General features: G+C 54.2%; 17 protein-coding genes and 1 riboswitch. Of the genes, 8 read left to right on the forward strand and 9 right to left on the reverse strand.

The window, feature by feature from the left end:
- Window positions 1–119: 119 nt before the first annotated feature.
- Window positions 120–503 carry a DUF4751 family protein gene (locus C2U41_RS00635; RefSeq protein ID WP_032937521.1) on the forward strand — a complete coding sequence of 128 codons (384 nt, stop codon included), beginning with the start codon at window positions 120–122 and terminating at the stop codon, window positions 501–503.
- Window positions 504–543: 40 nt separating this feature from the next.
- Here the strand turns inward: C2U41_RS00635 and araD are convergent, their stop codons facing one another.
- The 3 genes from araD to araB all read right to left on the reverse strand — a co-directional run bounded on the left by araD (window position 544) and on the right by araB (window position 4,559).
- The gene (gene araD / locus C2U41_RS00640) at window positions 544–1,239 is read right to left on the reverse strand and encodes an L-ribulose-5-phosphate 4-epimerase (protein WP_032937523.1); all 696 of its coding nucleotides are present in this window, start codon (window positions 1,237–1,239) and stop codon (window positions 544–546) included.
- Window positions 1,240–1,336: 97 nt separating this feature from the next.
- Window positions 1,337–2,839, reverse strand: a complete 1,503-nt coding sequence (gene araA / locus C2U41_RS00645; RefSeq protein WP_016149540.1) for an L-arabinose isomerase — start codon at window positions 2,837–2,839, stop codon at window positions 1,337–1,339.
- Between the two features lie 10 nt (window positions 2,840–2,849).
- Window positions 2,850–4,559: a ribulokinase gene (gene araB, locus C2U41_RS00650; protein WP_048241533.1), complete on the reverse strand. Its 1,710-nt coding sequence runs from the start codon at window positions 4,557–4,559 to the stop codon at window positions 2,850–2,852.
- A gap of 339 nt (window positions 4,560–4,898) precedes the next feature.
- On the opposite strand from araB, the gene araC reads away from it, so the two are divergent.
- Window positions 4,899–5,744 carry an arabinose operon transcriptional regulator AraC gene (araC, locus tag C2U41_RS00655; protein ID WP_003018834.1) on the forward strand — a complete coding sequence of 282 codons (846 nt, stop codon included), beginning with the start codon at window positions 4,899–4,901 and terminating at the stop codon, window positions 5,742–5,744.
- 119 nt (window positions 5,745–5,863) lie between these two features.
- Complete coding sequence (locus tag C2U41_RS00660) at window positions 5,864–6,631, forward strand: DedA family protein (RefSeq protein WP_003837398.1); 768 nt, start codon at window positions 5,864–5,866, stop codon at window positions 6,629–6,631.
- A gap of 44 nt (window positions 6,632–6,675) precedes the next feature.
- Here C2U41_RS00660 and thiQ read toward each other — a convergent pair whose 3' ends face one another.
- From thiQ to sgrR, 4 genes are all read right to left on the reverse strand, one after another.
- Complete coding sequence (gene thiQ / locus C2U41_RS00665; protein WP_032937527.1) at window positions 6,676–7,374, reverse strand: thiamine ABC transporter ATP-binding protein ThiQ; 699 nt, start codon at window positions 7,372–7,374, stop codon at window positions 6,676–6,678.
- Window positions 7,358–8,968, reverse strand: coding sequence for a thiamine/thiamine pyrophosphate ABC transporter permease ThiP (thiP, locus tag C2U41_RS00670; protein WP_048216839.1), 1,611 nt, complete (start codon window positions 8,966–8,968; stop codon window positions 7,358–7,360). The genes thiQ and thiP overlap by 17 nt, the downstream gene beginning before the upstream one ends.
- Complete coding sequence (thiB, locus tag C2U41_RS00675; protein ID WP_032937529.1) at window positions 8,944–9,927, reverse strand: thiamine ABC transporter substrate binding subunit; 984 nt, start codon at window positions 9,925–9,927, stop codon at window positions 8,944–8,946. Before thiB ends, thiP begins: the two co-directional genes overlap by 25 nt.
- Window positions 9,928–9,957: 30 nt before the next feature.
- Window positions 9,958–10,081: riboswitch (TPP riboswitch) on the reverse strand.
- Window positions 10,082–10,114: 33 nt separating this feature from the next.
- Complete coding sequence (sgrR, locus tag C2U41_RS00680) at window positions 10,115–11,770, reverse strand: HTH-type transcriptional regulator SgrR (RefSeq protein WP_003018820.1); 1,656 nt, start codon at window positions 11,768–11,770, stop codon at window positions 10,115–10,117.
- Between the two features lie 99 nt (window positions 11,771–11,869).
- Between sgrR and sgrT the strand changes: the two genes are divergently transcribed.
- From sgrT to idnR, 5 genes are all read left to right on the forward strand, one after another.
- Window positions 11,870–11,998 (forward strand): glucose uptake inhibitor SgrT, encoded by a 129-nt coding sequence (gene sgrT / locus C2U41_RS00685; RefSeq protein ID WP_003018817.1) that lies wholly within the window; start codon window positions 11,870–11,872, stop codon window positions 11,996–11,998.
- A gap of 373 nt (window positions 11,999–12,371) precedes the next feature.
- On the forward strand, window positions 12,372–13,550 hold the full coding sequence (locus C2U41_RS00690) for a sugar efflux transporter (RefSeq protein ID WP_032948516.1): 1,179 nt from the start codon (window positions 12,372–12,374) through the stop codon (window positions 13,548–13,550).
- A gap of 278 nt (window positions 13,551–13,828) precedes the next feature.
- Window positions 13,829–14,593, forward strand: coding sequence for a gluconate 5-dehydrogenase (gene idnO, locus C2U41_RS00695; protein ID WP_016149547.1), 765 nt, complete (start codon window positions 13,829–13,831; stop codon window positions 14,591–14,593).
- 58 nt (window positions 14,594–14,651) lie between these two features.
- Complete coding sequence (locus C2U41_RS00700; RefSeq protein ID WP_003837412.1) at window positions 14,652–15,935, forward strand: MFS transporter; 1,284 nt, start codon at window positions 14,652–14,654, stop codon at window positions 15,933–15,935.
- 82 nt (window positions 15,936–16,017) lie between these two features.
- The gene (gene idnR, locus C2U41_RS00705; protein ID WP_044699207.1) at window positions 16,018–17,010 is read left to right on the forward strand and encodes a DNA-binding transcriptional regulator IdnR; all 993 of its coding nucleotides are present in this window, start codon (window positions 16,018–16,020) and stop codon (window positions 17,008–17,010) included.
- Between the two features lie 45 nt (window positions 17,011–17,055).
- Here idnR and leuD read toward each other — a convergent pair whose 3' ends face one another.
- Window positions 17,056–17,661 carry a 3-isopropylmalate dehydratase small subunit gene (gene leuD, locus C2U41_RS00710; protein WP_016149550.1) on the reverse strand — a complete coding sequence of 202 codons (606 nt, stop codon included), beginning with the start codon at window positions 17,659–17,661 and terminating at the stop codon, window positions 17,056–17,058.
- 10 nt (window positions 17,662–17,671) lie between these two features.
- Window positions 17,672–19,072 (reverse strand): 3-isopropylmalate dehydratase large subunit, encoded by a 1,401-nt coding sequence (gene leuC, locus C2U41_RS00715; protein WP_016149551.1) that lies wholly within the window; start codon window positions 19,070–19,072, stop codon window positions 17,672–17,674.
- Between the last annotated feature and the right edge of the window lies 1 nt (window position 19,073).

The following is a 19,073-nucleotide window of genomic DNA, read 5'->3' on the forward strand; positions in this document are numbered from 1 at the left end:
GAATTCGTCGGGAATCTCTCTGTAGAATTTGGTTTTTATCTCGGGATATAATTTATTTTCAGCTTACTGTTCGGGTGCTTCTTAATACATATCCGGGAAAGTGATGAGATGGAGTTTTTATGAATGTTTATACTCAGGCAATTTTGCCTGGATACCAGCACTATCTATTTGTTAATACTCAGCTATCAAACCCATTAATTAAAACTGTGAGCAAATATATTGAGTGCAAAACATGGACCGGACAAATTTGGCGGACTGAAATAATTGAAAGTGGAAACGCTTTTTTTCACTGGCAGGGGCATGACAGAAGAAATGGTCATCGTGATACGGTAATTAATTATTTGTTGTGTGGGCAGAAATGGCAGTCAACGATAACAGATTATATTTTCTTCCATTCACTGGAAGGAGAGGAAACTCATGGGAATTATGACAATGTGATTGAGTATGTTTCTTCTAATAACTGTGTTTATCAAAGTGCTTTTGCTGAATATATAGCCGAGTAGAAATAAAGCGCGCGACGATCAAAACGCGCTTATATAAAGGTTACTGCCCGTAGTAGGCTTTAGCACCGTGTTTACGCAGGTAATGCTTATCTAGCAGGGTTTGTTGCATATCTGGCAATTGCGGCGCGAGCTGGCGACAGAAGATCCCCATGTAGGCGACTTCTTCCAGCACGATGGCGTTATGCACTGCATCTTCGGCATTTTTTCCCCAGGCAAACGGACCGTGAGAGTGCACTAGCACGCCAGGCATCTGCGAGGCGCCAATACCTTGTTTCTCAAAGGTTTCAACGATCACATTGCCGGTTTCCCATTCATATTCGCCGTTGATTTCTTCGTCGGTCATTTTCCGTGTGCAGGGAATCGAACCGTAGAAATAGTCCGCATGGGTGGTACCCGTGGCCGGAATCGACTGACCCGCCTGCGCCCAGATTGTCGCGTGACGCGAGTGGGTATGAACAATACCGCCAATGGTCGGGAATGCCTGATACAGCAGTCGGTGCGTTGGGGTGTCGGAAGAGGGCTTCTTCTGGCCTTCGACTACTTCACCCGTGGCGATACTGACTACCACCATATCGTCTGCGGTCATTACGCTGTAATCGACCCCGGAAGGTTTAATCACAAACACGTCGCGCTCGCGATCGACGGCGCTGACGTTCCCCCAGGTCAGGGTGACCAGATTGTGCTTAGGCAACGCCAGATTGGCTTCCAGTACCTGACGTTTAAGATCTTCTAGCATGTTAACTCCTGAATGCCGGATGGCGCTTCGCTTATCCGGCCTACGGTGATTTGTAGGCCCGGTAAATGAAATGCCACCGGGCAATCCGTTTCGACAATTAACGTTTGAACCCGTAATACACTTCGTTCCAGCGCAGCGCGTCCTTAAAGGCCGGCAGGCGGGTATCGTTATCGATCACAGCGATCTCGATATCGTGCATTTCAGCGAACTGGCGCATATCGTTCAGATCCAGCGCGTGGCTGAACACGGTGTGGTGCGCGCCACCGGCCAGGATCCATGCTTCAGATGCGGTTGGCAGATCCGGTTGAGCTTTCCACAGCGCGTTAGCTACAGGCAGTTTCGGCAGGGAGTGCGGTGTTTGTACCGTGTCGATGCAGTTAACCAGCAGGCGAAAACGATCGCCGAGATCGATCAGGCTGGCAACCACGGCCGGGCCGGCTTTGGTGTTGAAGATCAGACGGGCGGGATCGTCTTTACCACCAATGCCGAGGTGCTGTACGTCGAGGATCGGTTTCTCTTCCACCGCGATGGACGGGCAAACTTCCAGCATGTGCGAACCGAGTACCAGATCGTTGCCTTTCTCGAAGTGGTAGGTGTAATCCTCCATAAATGAGGTGCCGCCCTGCAGACCGGTTGACATCACCTTCATGATGCGAAGCAGAGCGGCGGTTTTCCAGTCGCCTTCACCCGCAAAGCCATAGCCTTGCTGCATCAGACGCTGTACGGCCAGACCCGGAAGCTGTTTCAGGCCGTGTAAATCTTCAAATGTGGTGGTGAAGGCGTGGAATCCACCCTGTTCCAGGAAGCGCTTCATCCCCAGTTCAATACGGGCAGCTTCCAGGACGTTCTGACGTTTTTCACCGTGGACTTGCGTCGCCGCCGTCATGGTGTAAGTGCTTTCATACTCATCGATTAGCGCGTTGATTTCGCCGTCGCTAATTGCGTTCACGACCTGCACCAGATCGCCCACGGCCCAGGTGTTTACCGAGAAGCCGAACTTGATCTGCGCAGCGACTTTATCGCCATCTGTGACCGCAACTTCGCGCATGTTGTCGCCAAAGCGGCAGACTTTCAGGTGGCGGGTATCCTGTTTGGACACGGCCTGGCGCATCCAGGAGCCAATGCGTTCATGCGCTTGTTTATCCTGCCAGTGACCGGTGACCACGGCGTGCTGCTGACGCATACGTGCGCCGATAAAGCCGAACTCACGACCGCCGTGCGCGGTTTGGTTCAGGTTCATAAAGTCCATATCAATGCTGTCCCACGGCAGGGCGGCGTTGAACTGGGTGTGGAACTGAAGTAGCGGTTTATTAAGGATAGTCAGGCCGTTGATCCACATTTTGGCCGGGGAGAAGGTATGCAGCCAGACCACCATCCCTGCACAGCGATCGTCGTAGTTAGCGTCACGACAGATAGCGGTAATCTCGTCAGGGGAAGTGCCCAGCGGTTTTAATACCAGCTTACAGGGCAGTTTGGCTTCAGTATTCAGTGCGTTAACGACGTGCTCCGCATGTTGGGTTACCTGACGCAGGGTTTCAGGGCCATACAGATGCTGGCTACCAATCACAAACCACACTTCATAGTTATCAAAAATCGTCATTGTCGTGTCCTTAATGTGTCAGGGTTGCCAGGTCTACCGGGGTTTGTTGCGCCGGAGCGGCAGTCGGAAGGTATTGTTGTTCAGCGCTTACCGCCCAGTGCTGATAGCGGCGGTAGAGTTGTTCAAAACGTTGAGCCTGCTCTGGGCGAGGTTGCAGCGTGTTTTCCACGGCGCTTGCCATTTGCTGCTGAGCGGCTGGGATATCGACGTGTACTTTCGCGGCAACGGCAGCGAAGATAGCCGCACCGAGTGCGCAGCACTGGTCTGAAGCGACAATCTGTAGCGGGCGGTTCAACACGTCACAGCAGGCCTGCATGATGACCGGGTTCTTGCGCGCGATACCGCCAAGCGCCATTACGTTGTTAACCGCAATGCCTTGTTCGGTGAAGCATTCCATAATGGCGCGTGCGCCAAAGGCCGTGGCGGCAATCAGCCCACCGAACAGCGCTGGCGCGTCAGTTGCCAGGTTCAGATCGGTAATTACCCCTTTCAAACGCTGGTTGGCATTGGGCGTACGGCGACCGTTGAACCAGTCGAGCACCACCGGGAGATGCTCCAGTGATGGATTTTTAGCCCAGGCTTCAGTGAGTGCAGGCAGCAGCTGTTTTTGACTGGCTTTAATCTGGGGCTGCAGTTCCGGATGCTGTGCGGCAAGCTGTTCCAGAGGCCAGCTCAGCACGCGGCTAAACCAGGCATAGATATCGCCGAATGCGGACTGGCCAGCTTCGAGGCCAATAAAATCAGGCACTACGCTGCCATCAACCTGGCCGCAAATGCCTTTCACCGCGCGTTCGCCAACGCTGTGTTTGTCGGCAATCAGAATGTCGCAGGTCGACGTGCCGATGACTTTCACCAGCGTGTTAGGCTGTGCGCCTGCGCCAACCGCGCCCATATGGCAGTCAAAAGCACCGCCTGCAATCACCACGCTTTCCGGTAGCCCCAGGCGCTGTGCCCACTCGGCGCACAGGGTGCCAACCGGCAGATCCGCGGTGAAGGTATCAGTAAACATTGGGTATTGCAGATGGCGGTTGAGGATGGGGTCGAGTTCGTCAAAGAAACTGGCTGGCGGCAGACCACCCCAGCTTTCATGCCACAGGGATTTATGTCCGGCGCTGCAGCGACCGCGACGAATATCCTGTGGGCGTACGGTGTTGGAGAGCAGGGCCGGAACCCAATCGCATAGCTCAATCCACGAGACCGCAGCTTCGGCTACCGCATGGTCCTGACGAGTTACATGCAGGATTTTGGCCCAGAACCATTCGCTGGAATAAATACCACCGATATAGCGGGAGTAATCGATCTTGCCCGGTGTGTGGCACAGGCGGGTGATTTCTTCGGCTTCTTCTACTGAGGTGTGATCTTTCCACAGGACAAACATTGCATTCGGGTTTTCCGCGAACTCCGGACGCAGTGCCAGTACGTTACCGTCTGCATCGATGGGCGCCGGGGTTGAGCCGGTACTGTCAACGCCGATCCCGACCACTTCCGCGCGCTGTTCAGCGCTCAGTTCGGCTAATACGGTTTTCAGCGCCGCTTCCATGGATTCGATGTAGTCGCGCGGATGATGGCGAAACTGGTTGTTTGGGCCATCGCAATACTGCCCTTCCTGCCAACGTGGATACCACTCAACGCTGGTGGCGATCTCTTCGCCGGTGGCACATTCCACCGCCAAAGCGCGTACTGAATCACTACCAAAATCGAGGCCAATTGCAATCGCCATCGTCTTACTCCATCCAAAAATACGGGTATGGATAAACAGTAGTGAGTAGCGATAAAAACCGTCAGGCAGGATCCGCTAATCTTATGGATTAAAATGCTGTGGCATCACAAAGTGTGACGCTGTGCAAATAATCAATGTGGACATTTCTGCCGTAGTTATAGACACTTTTGTTAGCCGATTTTGACGTTGGCGTAGTACATGTTTTTTACAAAGAGCTTTTCACAAGCGGGATTGGTGGTCCATTACCGCAAATACAGCGGCCCGCAGGGGCGACAGCGATGATGTCTGGCGTAATATGGACAAATTGTTTCTTGGCAGGACATAGGGAGTATTGAAATTATGGCTGAAACGCAAAACGATCCCCTGTTGCCAGGTTATTCGTTTAACGCGCATTTGGTGGCCGGATTAACCCCCATTGAGGCGAACGGATACCTGGATTTTTTTATCGACAGGCCGCTGGGTATGAAGGGTTATATCCTCAATCTCACCATCCGTGGTGAAGGGGTTATCAATAATCAGGGCAAGCAGTTTGTCTGTCGGCCTGGCGATATTCTGTTGTTTCCACCAGGAGAAATTCACCACTACGGACGCCACCCTGACGCCAGCGAGTGGTATCACCAGTGGGTTTACTTTCGCCCGCGCGCCTACTGGCAGGAGTGGCTGACCTGGCCAGCCATTTTTGCCCAGACCGGTTTTTTCCGCCCGGATGAAGCGCATCAGCCGCATTTTAACGAGCTGTTTGGGCAGATAATTAACGCCGGGCAGGGAGAAGGTCGTTATTCCGAACTGCTGGCGATTAATTTACTGGAACAGTTGTTGCTCCGACGTATGGAAGCCATCAATGAATCGCTACACCCGCCCATGGACAACCGCGTCCGCGATGCCTGCCAGTACATCAGCGATCACCTGGCGGACAGCAATTTTGATATCGCCAGCGTCGCGCAGCACGTCTGCCTGTCGCCTTCCCGTTTGTCGCATCTGTTCCGTCAGCAGTTAGGTATCAGCGTATTAAGCTGGCGCGAGGACCAGCGCATCAGCCAGGCGAAGCTATTACTGAGTACCACACGTATGCCCATTGCCACCGTAGGTCGCAATGTTGGTTTTGACGACCAGCTCTATTTCTCTCGTGTTTTCAAAAAATGTACCGGCGCCAGTCCGAGCGAGTTTCGCGCTGGATGTGAATAAAAAGTGAATGATGTATCCTGAAAGTTGTCATAACTCGCAATCTATTCAGACAATTGATGGCTTGACGAAGTTGAGAGGGGTTATCAAAATCCCTGCTTCGTAAATTTGACGGACACATTATGCAAGCATTGCTGGAACACTTTATTCTCCAGTCCGCCCTGTACTCTCTGATCGCCGTACTTCTGGTGGCTTTTTTGGAGTCGCTGGCGCTGGTTGGCCTGATTCTACCCGGGACCGTGATGATGGCGGGGCTGGGGGCGCTGATTGGCAGCGGCGAACTGAACTTCTGGCATGCCTGGCTTGCGGGCATTATAGGTTGCTTATTGGGGGACTGGATCTCTTTTTGGCTGGGCTGGCGCTTTAAAAAGCCATTGCACCGTTGGTCGTTCATGAAAAAGAACAAGGCGTTGCTGGATAAAACCGAGCACGCCCTGCATCAGCACAGCATGTTTACTATTCTGGTGGGGCGTTTTGTCGGACCGACGCGTCCGCTGGTGCCGATGGTAGCAGGCATGCTGGATCTGCCTGTCGCTAAATTTATCGTCCCGAATATTATCGGCTGCGTGCTGTGGCCACCGTTCTACTTCCTGCCGGGGATCCTGGCGGGGGCGGCAATTGATATTCCTTCTGATATGCAGAGCGGGGATTTCAAATGGTTGCTGCTGGCGACGGCGGTGTTGCTCTGGGTGGGCGGCTGGTTTTGCTGGCGGCTATGGCGCAGTGGCAAAGCGGCTGTTGATCGCTTAACGGCGTATTTCCCCCGCAGCCGTTTGCTGTATCTGGCGCCGTTGACGCTCGGGATCGGTGTGGTTGCGTTGGTGGCGTTACTGCGCCATCCACTGATGCCGGTGTATATCGATATTCTGCGTAAAGTCGTGGGTTACTGACGAATCTTTTGCCGGATGGCGGCTTCGCCTTATCCGGCAACGCATTATGCTTTAATGCCCAATAGCGCCGAGGCGCTAGCGTTGCCGCTTAACAGATCGTCCGTATCGCCCTGCCAGGCGATGCGCCCGTCGGCGACCACAATCGAGCGGGGCGCAATTCGCGCCGCATCTTCTACGCTGTGGGAAACCATCAGTAACGTCAGTTGCTTCTCGCGACAGACTTCGGCCACCAGCGTTAGCATCTCCTGGCGCAGCGCGGGATCAAGTGCAGAGAACGGTTCATCAAGCAGTAAAATAGGTTGTTCCCGCACCAGACAACGCGCCAGCGCCACGCGCTGCCGCTGTCCGCCGGAAAGCTCACCGGGGAGGCGTTCCAGCAGAGAGTCGATCCCCATTTGCTGGGCGATGTGGAGTATTTTCTCCCGCTGCGATGCGTTAAGCTTCAATCCAGGATTCAGGCCCAGGCCGATATTTTGCTGTACGCTCAGATGGCTGAACAGGTTGTTTTCCTGAAACAGCATAGAAACAGGACGGCGCGAGGGTGGTGTCGTGGTGTGATCTTCACCGTCAATCACCATGTTACCGCTGGCAGGCGTGAGAAAGCCGGCAATCAGATTCAGCAGCGTACTTTTCCCGGCGCCGCTGGGCCCGAGTATCGCTATCTGCTCACCGCGCGCGACCGACAGCGTAAAGCGCATGGGCAGATGGTGATAAAGCCATGTGATATCAATCAGTTTTAACATTTCGACCCGGCAATTTCTCAATAACGGTAAACAGCGTAAAGCACAGGATCAGCAGTAATAACGCCGTAACTGCGCCATCCTGACTGCGATAAGAGCCAATCTGCTGATATAAATAAAACGGCAGGGTGCGGAAATCCTCATTACCAAATAACGCCACTACGCCAAAATCGCCAATCGACAGCACGCAGGCAAACGCCATCGCCTGTGCCAGCGGGCGCTTCAGGGCGCGCAGTTCAACCACTTTCAGGCGCGACCATCCCTCAATGCCCAACGATTGGCACAACATACTATAGCGCGCAGTGACGTCACGCATTGGGTTTTCCAGCACCTTCAATGCATAAGGGATCGCCATCAGCGCATTGGTAAAAATGACAATGCCGTCGGCAGATTCGGGAAGCCCAATAGTGTTATTGAGCAGCAGAAAGAAGCCGGTTGCCAGCACGATACCCGGCATGGCGAGGATCATCATGCCGCTCAGTTCCAGCATCTGACCTGCCAGCACCTGCTGTCGTGCACGAAGTTCACGACTGCTCCATAACAGCATCATGGTGAGTATGACGCATAACGCTCCTGCTGCTAATGCGATGCGCAGCGAGGTTCCCAGCGCCTGCCACAGCACTGGCTGCATCAGTACATCCAGAACATGGCGGTTTAAGCCATCGACAATCACCGCCAGCAGCGGCGGCAGCAACAGCAACAGGGCCAGAATAATCAGGATTGCGTCAGTCAGTCGGCTGTGCAGGCGATCGTCAGGATCGCGCCAGCCTTGTACCAGGGTAGCACCGGGAGCAATCGCGCGGCTCAGACGTTGACTGAGAAGCACCAGCGCCAAACAACAAACCATCTGGATCAACGCCAGCATGGCTGCGCGGGCAGGATCGTAATCAAAATTCAGCGCCTGATAGATAGCCAGCTCGATGGTCGTGGCCTGTGGCCCGCCGCCCAGCGACAGAACGGTGGCGAAGCTGGCGAAGCACAGCATAAAGATGAGTGCTGCGACGGGCAGGATCTGACGACGCAGCCACGGCCATTCAACAAAACGGAAGAAATGCCAGCCACGCATACCCAACTGAGCGGCTAACTGCCGCTGTTCGCCGGGAATACTCTCCAGCGATTGTAACAGCAGGCGGCTGGCCATCGGCAGATTGAAAAAGACGTGAGCCAGCAGAATGCCCTGCAAACCGTAAGGCGAAAAGGTCCATTCCAGCCCGAAGACATGCCAGAGTGAGGCCAGCCAACCCTGGCGACCGTAGACGCTAAGAATACCGAAGACCGCGACCAGCACCGGCAGGATTAATGTCATGGCGCACAGGCGCAGCAGCGCCAGACGTCCTGGAAAACGGCGGCGATAGAGCGCTCTGGCAAGGAAAATCGCCGGGACAACCGACAGCACAGCGGATAGAAAAGCCTGCCAGAAAGAAAAGCGCACCACGTGCCACAGGTAGTCATCTTGCCACAGCGAGAACCACTCTCCCTGCGGGGCGTTAAACCACAGTGCCAGAAACGCGGCCAGGGCAACGGCCACCATCAGCGTGGCGGCGGTAAGCCCTGGAACCAGCCAGCCGGGGATTAACGGCTGACGGCGCGTTGCCATTCGCTAATCCATGCCTGACGTTGAGCCGCAACCTGCTGTGGCGTAAATTCCAGCGCGGTGGTCGGTTTATTCAGTTGCTCGAATCCTGACGGCAGGGCGACTTGCGTCACGGGATACATCCAGTTGCCGGTCGGAATCGCATTCTGGAATGCCGGAGACACCATGAACTTCAGGAATTTCTCGGCCAGTTCCGGCTGCTTGCTGGCCGCGGTGCGGGCGGCGACTTCCACCTGCAAATAGTGGCCTTCACTAAAATTAGCGGCGGCGTAGTTGTCTTTTTTCTCGGCGATGATGTGATAGGCCGGAGAGGTGGTGTAGCTGAGCACCAGATCGCTTTCACCTTTCAGGAACAGGCCGTAGGCTTCGCTCCAGCCCTTGGTGACGGTGACGGTTTTGGCTGCCAGTTTCTGCCACGCCTCTGGCGCTTTATCACCATAGACTTTCTGCATCCATAGCAGCAGACCCAGACCTGGCGTGCTGGTGCGTGGATCCTGATAAATGACGCGCCATTTTTGGTCGCTCTCTACCAGTTCTTTCAGGCTTTTGGGCGGATTCTTCAGCTTGTTCTTATCATAAACGAAGGCGAAATAACCGTAGTCAAACGGCACGAAGGTATCGTTTTTCCAGCCGCCGGGTACGTTAACGGTGTCGTTTGCTACACCACTTTTGGCAAACAGTTTGGTTTGTGTGGCGGCTTCCAGAAGGTTGTTATCCAGACCCAGCACGACGTCGGCTTTGCTGTTTTTTCCTTCCATGCGCAGGCGGTTAAGCAGCGAGACGCCATCTTCCAGCGCGACCAGTTTCAGCTCGCAATTGCAGTCAGCTTCAAAGGCTTTTTTGATTGTTGGGCCCGGGCCCCAGTCAGCTGCGAACGAGTCGTAGGTATAGACGGTCAGTACAGGTTTGGCGAAGACAGGCGCTGCGCACAGCAGTAAAAGCGGAAGACATTTTTTAAACACTTTGCACCTCAAGAGTTGGGTGGCAAAGGACTTGAGATAAGCCTCAAATCCCTTCGCCGGCATTATCCGGATCAGGTTCGACGGGTATCTCTCAGCCCATACGCAGATCGAATGATTTTGTGTATGTTTTTATTTAGCACCCCGTTGAGAACGGCGTTAGTGTAATGATTTTGTTGCTTAGCAGCAATTAAGGATCCGGCGGAGCAAACCACGCCGATTTAAAATCAAACCAGCCGAGGGTATTCATGCGCAGCCCGCGCATACTGCGCTGTCCCTGAATGATCAGCCAGTGGTGGATTAATGGCACAATGGCCTTTGTGGCGAGCAGCTGTTGGCACCATGCAGCCAGGCTCATTTCGCCCGTTCGCCAGCGAGCCGCATCGTTTTCCCAGTCCCGCGAGATACAGTTTTGCAGCAACGGGACTTCGCACAAATGGGCGAACAGTGAGAAGTCGAGCGGTAGGGTAAAGTTGGCGCTGTTGAGCCAGATATCGCTGACGATTTCACCTGCATGCCATTGATCGTAGTCGATCTCCTGAATATTCAACTGCACCTGATGCTGCGCGAGCAATGTCTTCATTATCTGCGCGATAATCCGGTGTTCGATGTGATCGCGATAGTAAGTGATAGTCAGCGTTTCCAGCCCGGCGGGTTTTTCACCATGGCCGGGTTTTGCGTGATGCCAGCGGGGGAGTAAACCATACGCGGGAAACCACAGTCGCTGGTACTGTTCGTCGGCGTGGCAGATTAAATTCGTTGGCGAGAGAATGCGGCTTACCCATTCGCGGACCTCCTGGTTAGCTCCACGGTGGCTACGCGCATCAAACAGCAGGTAGTAGCAACCTTCTTCGAGGCGGCTTTCGATCGCCTTTTCATCCTCTGTGGGACCTTTTAGCGTCAACCCGCCGCCAGGCTCTTCTCCGATGTCGGGTAATACCCAAACGTTAACTTCGTCGATCAGGGCCCGGTAGCCAAAGTAATCATCAAATGCATGAATTTTCAGTTGGTTATTGGTGTTTCGTATTACCGCATACGGACCGGTACCAATCGGGTGACTGGAGAAGTTGTTTAGCGTTTCCCATTCTCGCGGCAGGATCATGGCGGGGACCTGCCCCAATAGCCAGGGAAGCCAGCGGTCTGGCTGGGCCAGATGGATATCCAGCGTCCAGGCCGTGGGAGAGACGATCTGCGTGATGTGTGAGTACAGCGGCAGGCTGTTAATGCGCATCAGTGAGGCGATAACATCTGCCATTTCCAGCTCGCGGCCATGATGAAAATGGATCCCCGGACGCAGGAAGAATCGCCAGTGTAAAGGTGAAATTTGCTGCCAGTGATGGGCAATGTCCGCTTCCAGTTCCCCATTTTCCTCATTTACCCGAATTAAGGCGCTGAAGATTTGCCGGGCGATATGGGTTTCGGAGCGGCGTAATGCCGTGCCGGGGAGCAGGTTGTGCATGGGGCGGTAATAGAGAACGCGCATGATATGCCGACCCTGGCGAAAGCTGCGACCCAGATGGGAGACCAGCATTTGCCGTACGGCCGTTTTGTCACCGACCAGTTGCACCAGTTGATCGATGCGATCCTGTTCCAATAGGTCTTCCGCGCGCTGCTGCTGGAGCGCCAGCCCGGTATAGAGGAATGTCAGGCGCGAGCGTTTACCTCGTCCAACTTCAGCTTCCCACGTTAACCAGCCGCGATCCTGCATGGTATTAAGCAGCGTACGCATATGGCGGCGCGAGCAGCTCAGCAGATCCGCCAGCTCGTTGAGCGTCGTGTCTTGCGTTTTGCCGTCACAGCATTGCCACAGACGGATGAACTGTTGTTGCAAACGACCAGAAGACATAAAAGGGGAACTCCTGCGGAAAACTCAGCAATTTTATAATCCCTATATTAAGCCAATAATAGATTCCGATGAAGCGATGAGACAACGAAGGGGTCATCTATGCGTCAGTTCTGGTTGAAGTACTTTACCACGACGGAAAAATCGTCCTGGTTGGCTTGCCTGAGCGCACCGCAGCGCTTAAAGATGCTCGAAGAGCTGATGCAGTGGGAGATGACATCTGACTCCTGAATTGGAAATTGCAGACATCATGTGTGACTGAGTATTGGTGCAGGCTGTATCCTGCCATTATATCTGAGCATCGCTGGTGGCTATTTTTTCACATGGCAAGGCGCGAACAGTGAAATTTGGTGAACCAAATAGGGTGTGAGCAACACAGCTATGTGAAAAAATGGCCCCAGCCCTCCGGGACGCGTGTAAAAAACGCATACTCTGCGTTGTCAGGCTTGGGAATAGATTTCTATACCCAGCGCCCTCCGCCTGGATTATGCGTTTTTTACCCAGCGTCGATGCCAGATATAATGGCAGGATACAGCCTCGTTCACCCGCCAGCAGGTATTATCTGCTGGCTTTTTTCGTTTCAGCTGCGCTTAAAAGGAAAGATATGCTCTGGATTATGACCATGGGACGGCGCCTCAACGGCGTTTACGCGGCATTTATGCTGGTCGCTTTTATGATGGGCGTGGCGGGGGCATTGCAGGCACCCACTCTGAGTCTGTTCCTGAGCCGTGAAGTCGGGGCGCAGCCATTTTGGGTCGGGCTGTTTTACACCGTCAATGCGATTGTCGGGATCGTCGTCAGCCTTGGCCTGGCGAAACGATCCGACAGCCAGGGCGATCGGCGTAAGTTGATCATGTTCTGCTGTCTGATGGCAATTGGCAATGCGCTGCTGTTTGCCTTTAATCGCCACTATCTCACGCTGATCACCTGCGGTGTGCTGCTGGCCTCGCTGGCGAACACCGCCATGCCGCAGCTGTTTGCGCTGGCGCGAGAATATGCTGATAACTCCGCGCGTGAAGTGGTGATGTTTAGCTCGGTGATGCGTGCGCAGCTTTCGCTGGCCTGGGTGATAGGACCGCCACTGGCATTCATGCTGGCGCTGAATTACGGCTTTACGGCGATGTTTTCCATTGCCGCAGGGATTTTTGCCATTAGCCTGGTGCTGATTGCGCTGATACTGCCGTCTGTCGCGCGGGTGGAGCAGCCTGTAGACGTGCCGCTGGAACAGACCGGCGGTTGGCAGGACAAAAATGTGCGTATGTTGTTTATTGCCTCCACGCTGATGTGGACCTGCAACACCATGTACATCATTGATATGCCACTGTGGATAAGTCTTGAACTGGGCTTGCCGGACAAGCTGGCCGGGATCCTGATGGGGACGGCGGCTGGGCTGGAAATTCCGGCGATGATTCTGGCAGGCTATTACGTGAAGCGCTTTGGTAAACGGCGAATGATGATCGCGGCCGTAGCGGCAGGCGTGCTGTTTTATATTGGTTTGATCTTCTTTCACAGCCGTACGGCGCTGCTGGTGCTGCAACTGTTTAACGCGGTATTTATCGGTATTATCGCCGGGATAGGCATGCTGTGGTTTCAGGATCTGATGCCCGGACGTGCGGGGTCAGCGACCACATTATTTACCAACAGTATTTCAACGGGAGTCATTCTGGCAGGGGTGATTCAGGGGGCAGTTGCGCAAAGCTACGGTCACTATGCCGTCTATTGGGTGATTGCGGTGATTTCGGTGGTTACGCTGTGGATGACCGGGCGGGTGAAGGACGTTTAGTCCGGCGCAGTCCTGGCGTCGCAGTGCCCGGACTGGCGATATTTTGCATTAGTTTTTGTCGTTTTTGTAGGCCGGATAAGGCGTTTACGCCGCCATCAGGCAACCTGTCCCTACGGCCTGAACGCGTTACGCTTATCAGGCCTATCCCTCTTTTTTTATCTTGCACGTAAATGTAACGTTGATCACATAACGATCATTTTCCTCTTTCTGGATCTTCTTTTTTCTACTGTTACGCGTATACAGTTACGCGTAACAGTTATCAAAAAAGGAGTTTTTTCATGAAAAACCTATTCGACCTGACCGGTAAACGCGCGCTGATTACCGGTTCCGCTCAGGGCATTGGTAACCTGCTGGCCAGCGGTCTGGCGGCGCACGGTGCTGAGATTGTTATTAACGACATTACCCAGCAGCGGGCGCAGGCGGCGGCGGACAAACTGGTGGCCGAAGGCTATCGCGCTGTTGGCTATGGATTTGATGTTACCAGCGGGGAAGAGGTGGCGTGCGCCATCGCGCAAATTGAAAAGGACGTTGGGGCCATTGATATTTTAATTAACAACGCCGGAATCCAGCGTCGTTATCCCTTCACCGAATTCCCGGAGGCTGAATGGGACAAAGTGATTGATGTAAACCAGAAATCGGTCTTTCTGGTATCACAGCAGGTTTCCCGCTACATGGTGCAACGCCGCCGCGGGAAGATTATTAATATCTGCTCAATGCAAAGTGAATTAGGTCGTAAAACCATTACCCCCTACGCGGCGTCAAAAGGCGCGGTCAAAATGTTAACCCGTGGCATGTGCGTGGAACTGGCGGAATACAATATTCAGGTCAACGGTATTGCTCCCGGCTATTTCGCTACCGACATGACCACCGCGCTGGTTAACGATGAAGCATTCTCCGCCTGGCTGTTCCAGCGCACGCCCGCTGCTCGCTGGGGTAACCCGGAAGAGTTGATCGGCGCGGCGGTTTATCTCGCTGCGCCCGCCTCTGACTTTGTGAATGGGCATCTTCTGTTTGTCGATGGCGGCATGCTGGCCGCTGTTTGATCGCTAACGAGGCCGCGGGAAGCAACCTCATCCTTTAATGATAATCCAAGGAGTGAGTATGAATATGCTCGCAAAACTGCCAGCGCGTCGCTGGTGGTATTTAATGCCGATTATTTTTATTACCTACAGCTTAGCTTATCTCGACCGCGCCAATTACGGCTTTGCCGCTGCCGCTGGTATCGAACACGATTTAGGGATCACCCAGGGCACGGCCTCGCTGATTGGCGCGCTCTTTTTCCTGGGATATTTCTTTTTCCAGGTGCCTGGCGCCATGTATGCCGTTAAACATAGCGTCCGTAAAATGATTTTTTACAGCCTGATCCTCTGGGGGCTTTGTGCCGCGGCGACCGGCTTTGTCAGCAATATCCCAACGCTTATGGCGATCCGCTTTATTCTCGGCATCGTCGAAGCGGCGGTGATGCCCGCGATGCTGATTTATATCAGCAACTGGTTTACCAAAACTGAACGCTCGCGCGCCAACACCTTTTTAATTCTCGGTAACCCGGTCACAGTGCTGTGGATGTCGATTGTCTCTGGCTACCTGATTGAAGCCTGGGGCTGGCGTGAAATGTTTATCATTGAAGGTATTCCTGCGGTGATCTGGGCTTTCTGCTGGGTGATTCTGGTGCGCGACAAACCGGCGGATGCGGGTTGGTTGAGCGAGCAGGAGAAACAGGCGTTACAGCAGGCGATGGACCGCGAGCAGCGGGACATCAAACCGATGCGCAACTACGGTGAAGCGATGCGTTCACGCAGCGTCATTATGCTTTGCGCGGTGCATGCGCTGTGGAGCATCGGGGTGTATGGCTTCATGATGTGGATGCCGTCGATTCTGAAAAACGCGGCGCAGATGGATATTGTGGCGGTGGGCTGGCTGGCGGCAGTGCCGTATCTGGCGGCGATCTGCCTGATGCTGACGGTTTCCTGGCTGTCCGATAAATACCAGAACCGTAAGCTGTTTATCTGGCCGCTGCTGCTGATTGCTGCCATTGCGTTCTTTGCCTCGTGGATGCTGGGCAACCAGTCCTTCTGGCTCTCTTACGCGCTGCTGGTCGTTGCCGCTGCCTGTATGTATGCGCCTTACGGACCGTTCTTCGCGCTGATCCCCGAACTGCTGCCGCGCAACGTCTCCGGCGTGTCGATGGGAATGATCAACAGTTTTGGCGCGTTAGGGGCATTCCTCGGCGCGTGGCTGGTGGGTTACCTCAACGGCGTGACCGGCGGGCCGGGCGTCTCCTACACCTTCATGGCGATTGCTCTGCTGTCATCGGTGGTGCTGATGTACTGCGTTCGTGCGCAAAATGAAACCACGTCGCCGTCGGCTGAGATGGTAACGCGTTAAGGTTGAGCGAGGAGTGCAGTCGCTAACCGGCTGTGATAAGGTTCTCTGCGAGCATAATGGGATGTTGGTCGTAGAGAACCTCATGAAAAACAATCGGATGACATTACAGGATATCGCTAATCTGGCCGGTCTGAATAAGATGACGGTCAGCCGTTATCTGCGTGACCCGAATCAGGTGTCGCAACGCAGCCGTGAATTGATTTCGAAAATCATGGAAGAGAACAACTACATTCCTAACCGCGCTCCGGAAATTCTGCTCAACGCACGTAGCAAAACTATTGGTGTGCTGATCCCCTCGTTTCGTAATCAGATCTTTGCCGACGTGCTGGCGGGAATTGAATCCGTCACCTCGGCTTGCCAGTACCAGACGCTGATCGCCAACTACGAATATGACGCCGAGCGTGAAGAACGCGAGGTTCTGAATCTGCTCTCTTACAATATCGACGGCTTGATCCTCACCGGAAAGCTGCATACCGAGCGGATGATCCAGTACGTGCGCGCCAGCGGCGTACCTGTGGCGGAACTGATGGATATTAGCGGCCAGTATCTGGATATACAGGTCGGTTTCGATAACGAAAAAGCGGCCTTCGAGATGACCCAGGCGTTTATCGACAGTGGAAAACGTCACATTGCGTTCTTTGGATCAATGGACGACCCTCGCGATTTGAGTCGTTACCGCGGTACCGAGAATGCGCTGGCTGCGCAGGGGCTGGAGGCGTATCACCTGGCGCCAAAAACGATTTCGTCGGTAGCGCTGGGGCGCAAAATGTTCCAGCAGGCGATGGCGGAAAAGCCGGATATTGACGCTATTTTCTGTACCAACGATGACCTGGCGGTTGGCGTGCTGCTGGAGTGTCAGGCACAGCAGTACGATGTGCCGGGAAAAATGGCGATTGCCGGTTTCCACGGGCTGGAAATTGGCCGTGCGCGGCTGCAAAAAATCGCCAGCGTGATTACACCACGCTTTGAGATTGGCAAAACGGCGGCGGATATTTTGATTAAACGTCTTGGCGGGAAGGATGCGCCGGGCAGCGTTAATCTTGGCTACCAAATCTATTACGGCGATACGCTGTAGGCGAAGAGTAGAGGCTGGCCACCGTGCGGTGACCAGCGGGAGAGATTACTGCATAAATGCTGGCTGCTTGTCTTCGTACTCGGTGATGGCTGCTTCATGCTGCAGCGTCAGCCCGATGCTGTCCAGACCGTTCAGCATGCAGTGGCGGCGGAAGTCGTCGATTTTAAAGCTGTAGGACTTATCGCCCGCTTTCACCACCTGCGCTTCCAGATCCACTTCAAATTTAATGCCCGGATTGGCTTTCACCAGGGTAAACATTTCATCTACCTGCGCGTCGCTCAGAGTCACCGGCAGCAGTTGGTTATTGAAACTGTTGCCGTAGAAGATGTCGGCGAAGCTTGGGGCAATCACCACTTTAAAACCGTAATCGGTCAACGCCCAAGGCGCATGTTCACGTGACGAACCGCAGCCGAAGTTTTCGCGCGCCAGCAGAATTGATGCCCCATTATATTCCGGGAAGTTCAAAACGAACTCAGGATTTGGCTGTTGTCCTTTTTCGTCCAGAAAACGCCAGTCGTTAAACAGATGAGCGCCAAAACCGGTACGCGTAACCTTCTGCAAAAACTGTTTGGGAATGATTGCGTCGGTATCAACGTTGGCGGCATCCAGTGGGACAACCAGGCCGGTATGCTGGGTAAATTTCTCTGCCATGGTGGTTTCCTTATTTGATGCTGCGAATGTCGGCAAAATGACCGGTAACGGCGGCAGCGGCGGCCATGGCCGGGCTGACTAAATGCGTGCGACCACCGCGGCCCTGACGGCCTTCAAAATTACGGTTGCTGGTGGATGCGCAGCGCTCGCCCGGATTCAGGCGGTCATTGTTCATGGCCAGACACATGGAACAGCCTGGTAAACGCCATTCGAATCCTGCTTCGATAAAGATCTTGTCCAGACCTTCTGCTTCCGCCTGCGCTTTCACCGGGCCAGAGCCCGGCACCACCAGTGCCTGTACGCCTGGCGCAACTTTACGTCCTTTGGCGATTTCCGCCGCGGCGCGTAAATCTTCAATACGCGAGTTGGTGCAGGAACCGATGAACACTTTATCGATAGCCACTTCCGTTAACGGAATACCTGGCTTCAGCCCCATATACGCCAGCGCTTTTTCAGCCGATGCGCGCTCAACGGGATCGGCAAAGGATGCCGGGTCGGGAATATTATCGTTCACCGAAATGACCTGACCCGGGTTTGTTCCCCAGGTGACCTGCGGCGCAATCTCTTCCGCTTGCAGGGTGATGACGCTGTCGAAAGTGGCGCCTTCATCCGTTTGCAGGGTTTTCCAGTAGGCGACCGCGTCGTCAAAGTCTTTGCCTTTCGGTGCATGCAGACGGCCTTCGACATAGTTGAAGGTGGTCTGGTCTGGCGCGACCAAGCCCGCTTTCGCGCCCAATTCGATCGCCATGTTGCACAGGGTCATGCGGCCTTCCATGCTCAGCGCGCGGATGGCTTCGCCACAAAACTCAACTACGTGTCCGGTACCGCCTGCACTACCGGTTTTACCGATAATCGCCAGCACAATATCTTTGGCGGTAATGCCAGGGGCTGCTTTACCGTTGACTTCAATCTTCATGGTTTTGGCGCGCCCCTGTTTCAGGGTCTGCGTCGCCAGAACGTGTTCAACTTCAGAGGTGCCAATACCAAACGCCAGCGCGCCGAACGCGCCGTGTGTAGCGGTGTGGGAATCGCCGCAGACGATGGTCATACCCGGCAACGTCACGCCTTGTTCTGGCCCCATCACGTGAACGATACCCTGATACGGATGGTTCAGGTCATACAGCTCGACGCCAAATTCGTTACAGTTCTTAATCAGCTCTTGCATCTGGATGCGTGCCATCTCACCCGACGCGTTGATGTCTTTGGTCTGGGTAGAGACGTTGTGATCCATGGTGGCAAAGGTTTTACCCGGCTGGCGTACCTGACGGCCATGCGCGCGCAGGCCATCAAACGCTTGCGGAGAGGTCACTTCATGCACCAGATGTCTGTCGATGTACAACAGCGGGGTTTCGTTTTGCGCTTCAAAGACGACGTGCGCATCAAACAATTTTTCGTATAACGTTTTGGCCATG

The sequence above is a fragment of the Citrobacter freundii complex sp. CFNIH4 genome (genome assembly GCF_002934505.1).
Taxonomy (GTDB): Bacteria; Pseudomonadota; Gammaproteobacteria; order Enterobacterales; family Enterobacteriaceae; genus Citrobacter; species Citrobacter freundii.

What these genes read in the sequence shown, in the direction of transcription:
- araA (WP_016149540.1), bottom strand. Translation starts at nt 2,839, where the DNA reads ATGACGATTTTTGATAACTATGAAGTGTGGTTTGTGATTGGTAGCCAG.
- C2U41_RS00690 (WP_032948516.1), top strand. Translation starts at nt 12,372, where the DNA reads ATGCTCTGGATTATGACCATGGGACGGCGCCTCAACGGCGTTTACGCG.
- C2U41_RS00635 (WP_032937521.1), top strand. Translation starts at nt 120, where the DNA reads ATGAATGTTTATACTCAGGCAATTTTGCCTGGATACCAGCACTATCTA.
- idnR (WP_044699207.1), top strand. Translation starts at nt 16,018, where the DNA reads ATGAAAAACAATCGGATGACATTACAGGATATCGCTAATCTGGCCGGT.
- araD (WP_032937523.1), bottom strand. Translation starts at nt 1,239, where the DNA reads ATGCTAGAAGATCTTAAACGTCAGGTACTGGAAGCCAATCTGGCGTTG.
- thiQ (WP_032937527.1), bottom strand. Translation starts at nt 7,374, where the DNA reads ATGTTAAAACTGATTGATATCACATGGCTTTATCACCATCTGCCCATG.
- sgrR (WP_003018820.1), bottom strand. Translation starts at nt 11,770, where the DNA reads ATGTCTTCTGGTCGTTTGCAACAACAGTTCATCCGTCTGTGGCAATGC.
- thiP (WP_048216839.1), bottom strand. Translation starts at nt 8,968, where the DNA reads ATGGCAACGCGCCGTCAGCCGTTAATCCCCGGCTGGCTGGTTCCAGGG.
- idnO (WP_016149547.1), top strand. Translation starts at nt 13,829, where the DNA reads ATGAAAAACCTATTCGACCTGACCGGTAAACGCGCGCTGATTACCGGT.
- C2U41_RS00700 (WP_003837412.1), top strand. Translation starts at nt 14,652, where the DNA reads ATGAATATGCTCGCAAAACTGCCAGCGCGTCGCTGGTGGTATTTAATG.
- C2U41_RS00660 (WP_003837398.1), top strand. Translation starts at nt 5,864, where the DNA reads ATGCAAGCATTGCTGGAACACTTTATTCTCCAGTCCGCCCTGTACTCT.
- leuD (WP_016149550.1), bottom strand. Translation starts at nt 17,661, where the DNA reads ATGGCAGAGAAATTTACCCAGCATACCGGCCTGGTTGTCCCACTGGAT.
- araC (WP_003018834.1), top strand. Translation starts at nt 4,899, where the DNA reads ATGGCTGAAACGCAAAACGATCCCCTGTTGCCAGGTTATTCGTTTAAC.
- araB (WP_048241533.1), bottom strand. Translation starts at nt 4,559, where the DNA reads ATGGCGATTGCAATTGGCCTCGATTTTGGTAGTGATTCAGTACGCGCT.
- leuC (WP_016149551.1), bottom strand. Translation starts at nt 19,072, where the DNA reads ATGGCCAAAACGTTATACGAAAAATTGTTTGATGCGCACGTCGTCTTT.
- sgrT (WP_003018817.1), top strand. Translation starts at nt 11,870, where the DNA reads ATGCGTCAGTTCTGGTTGAAGTACTTTACCACGACGGAAAAATCGTCC.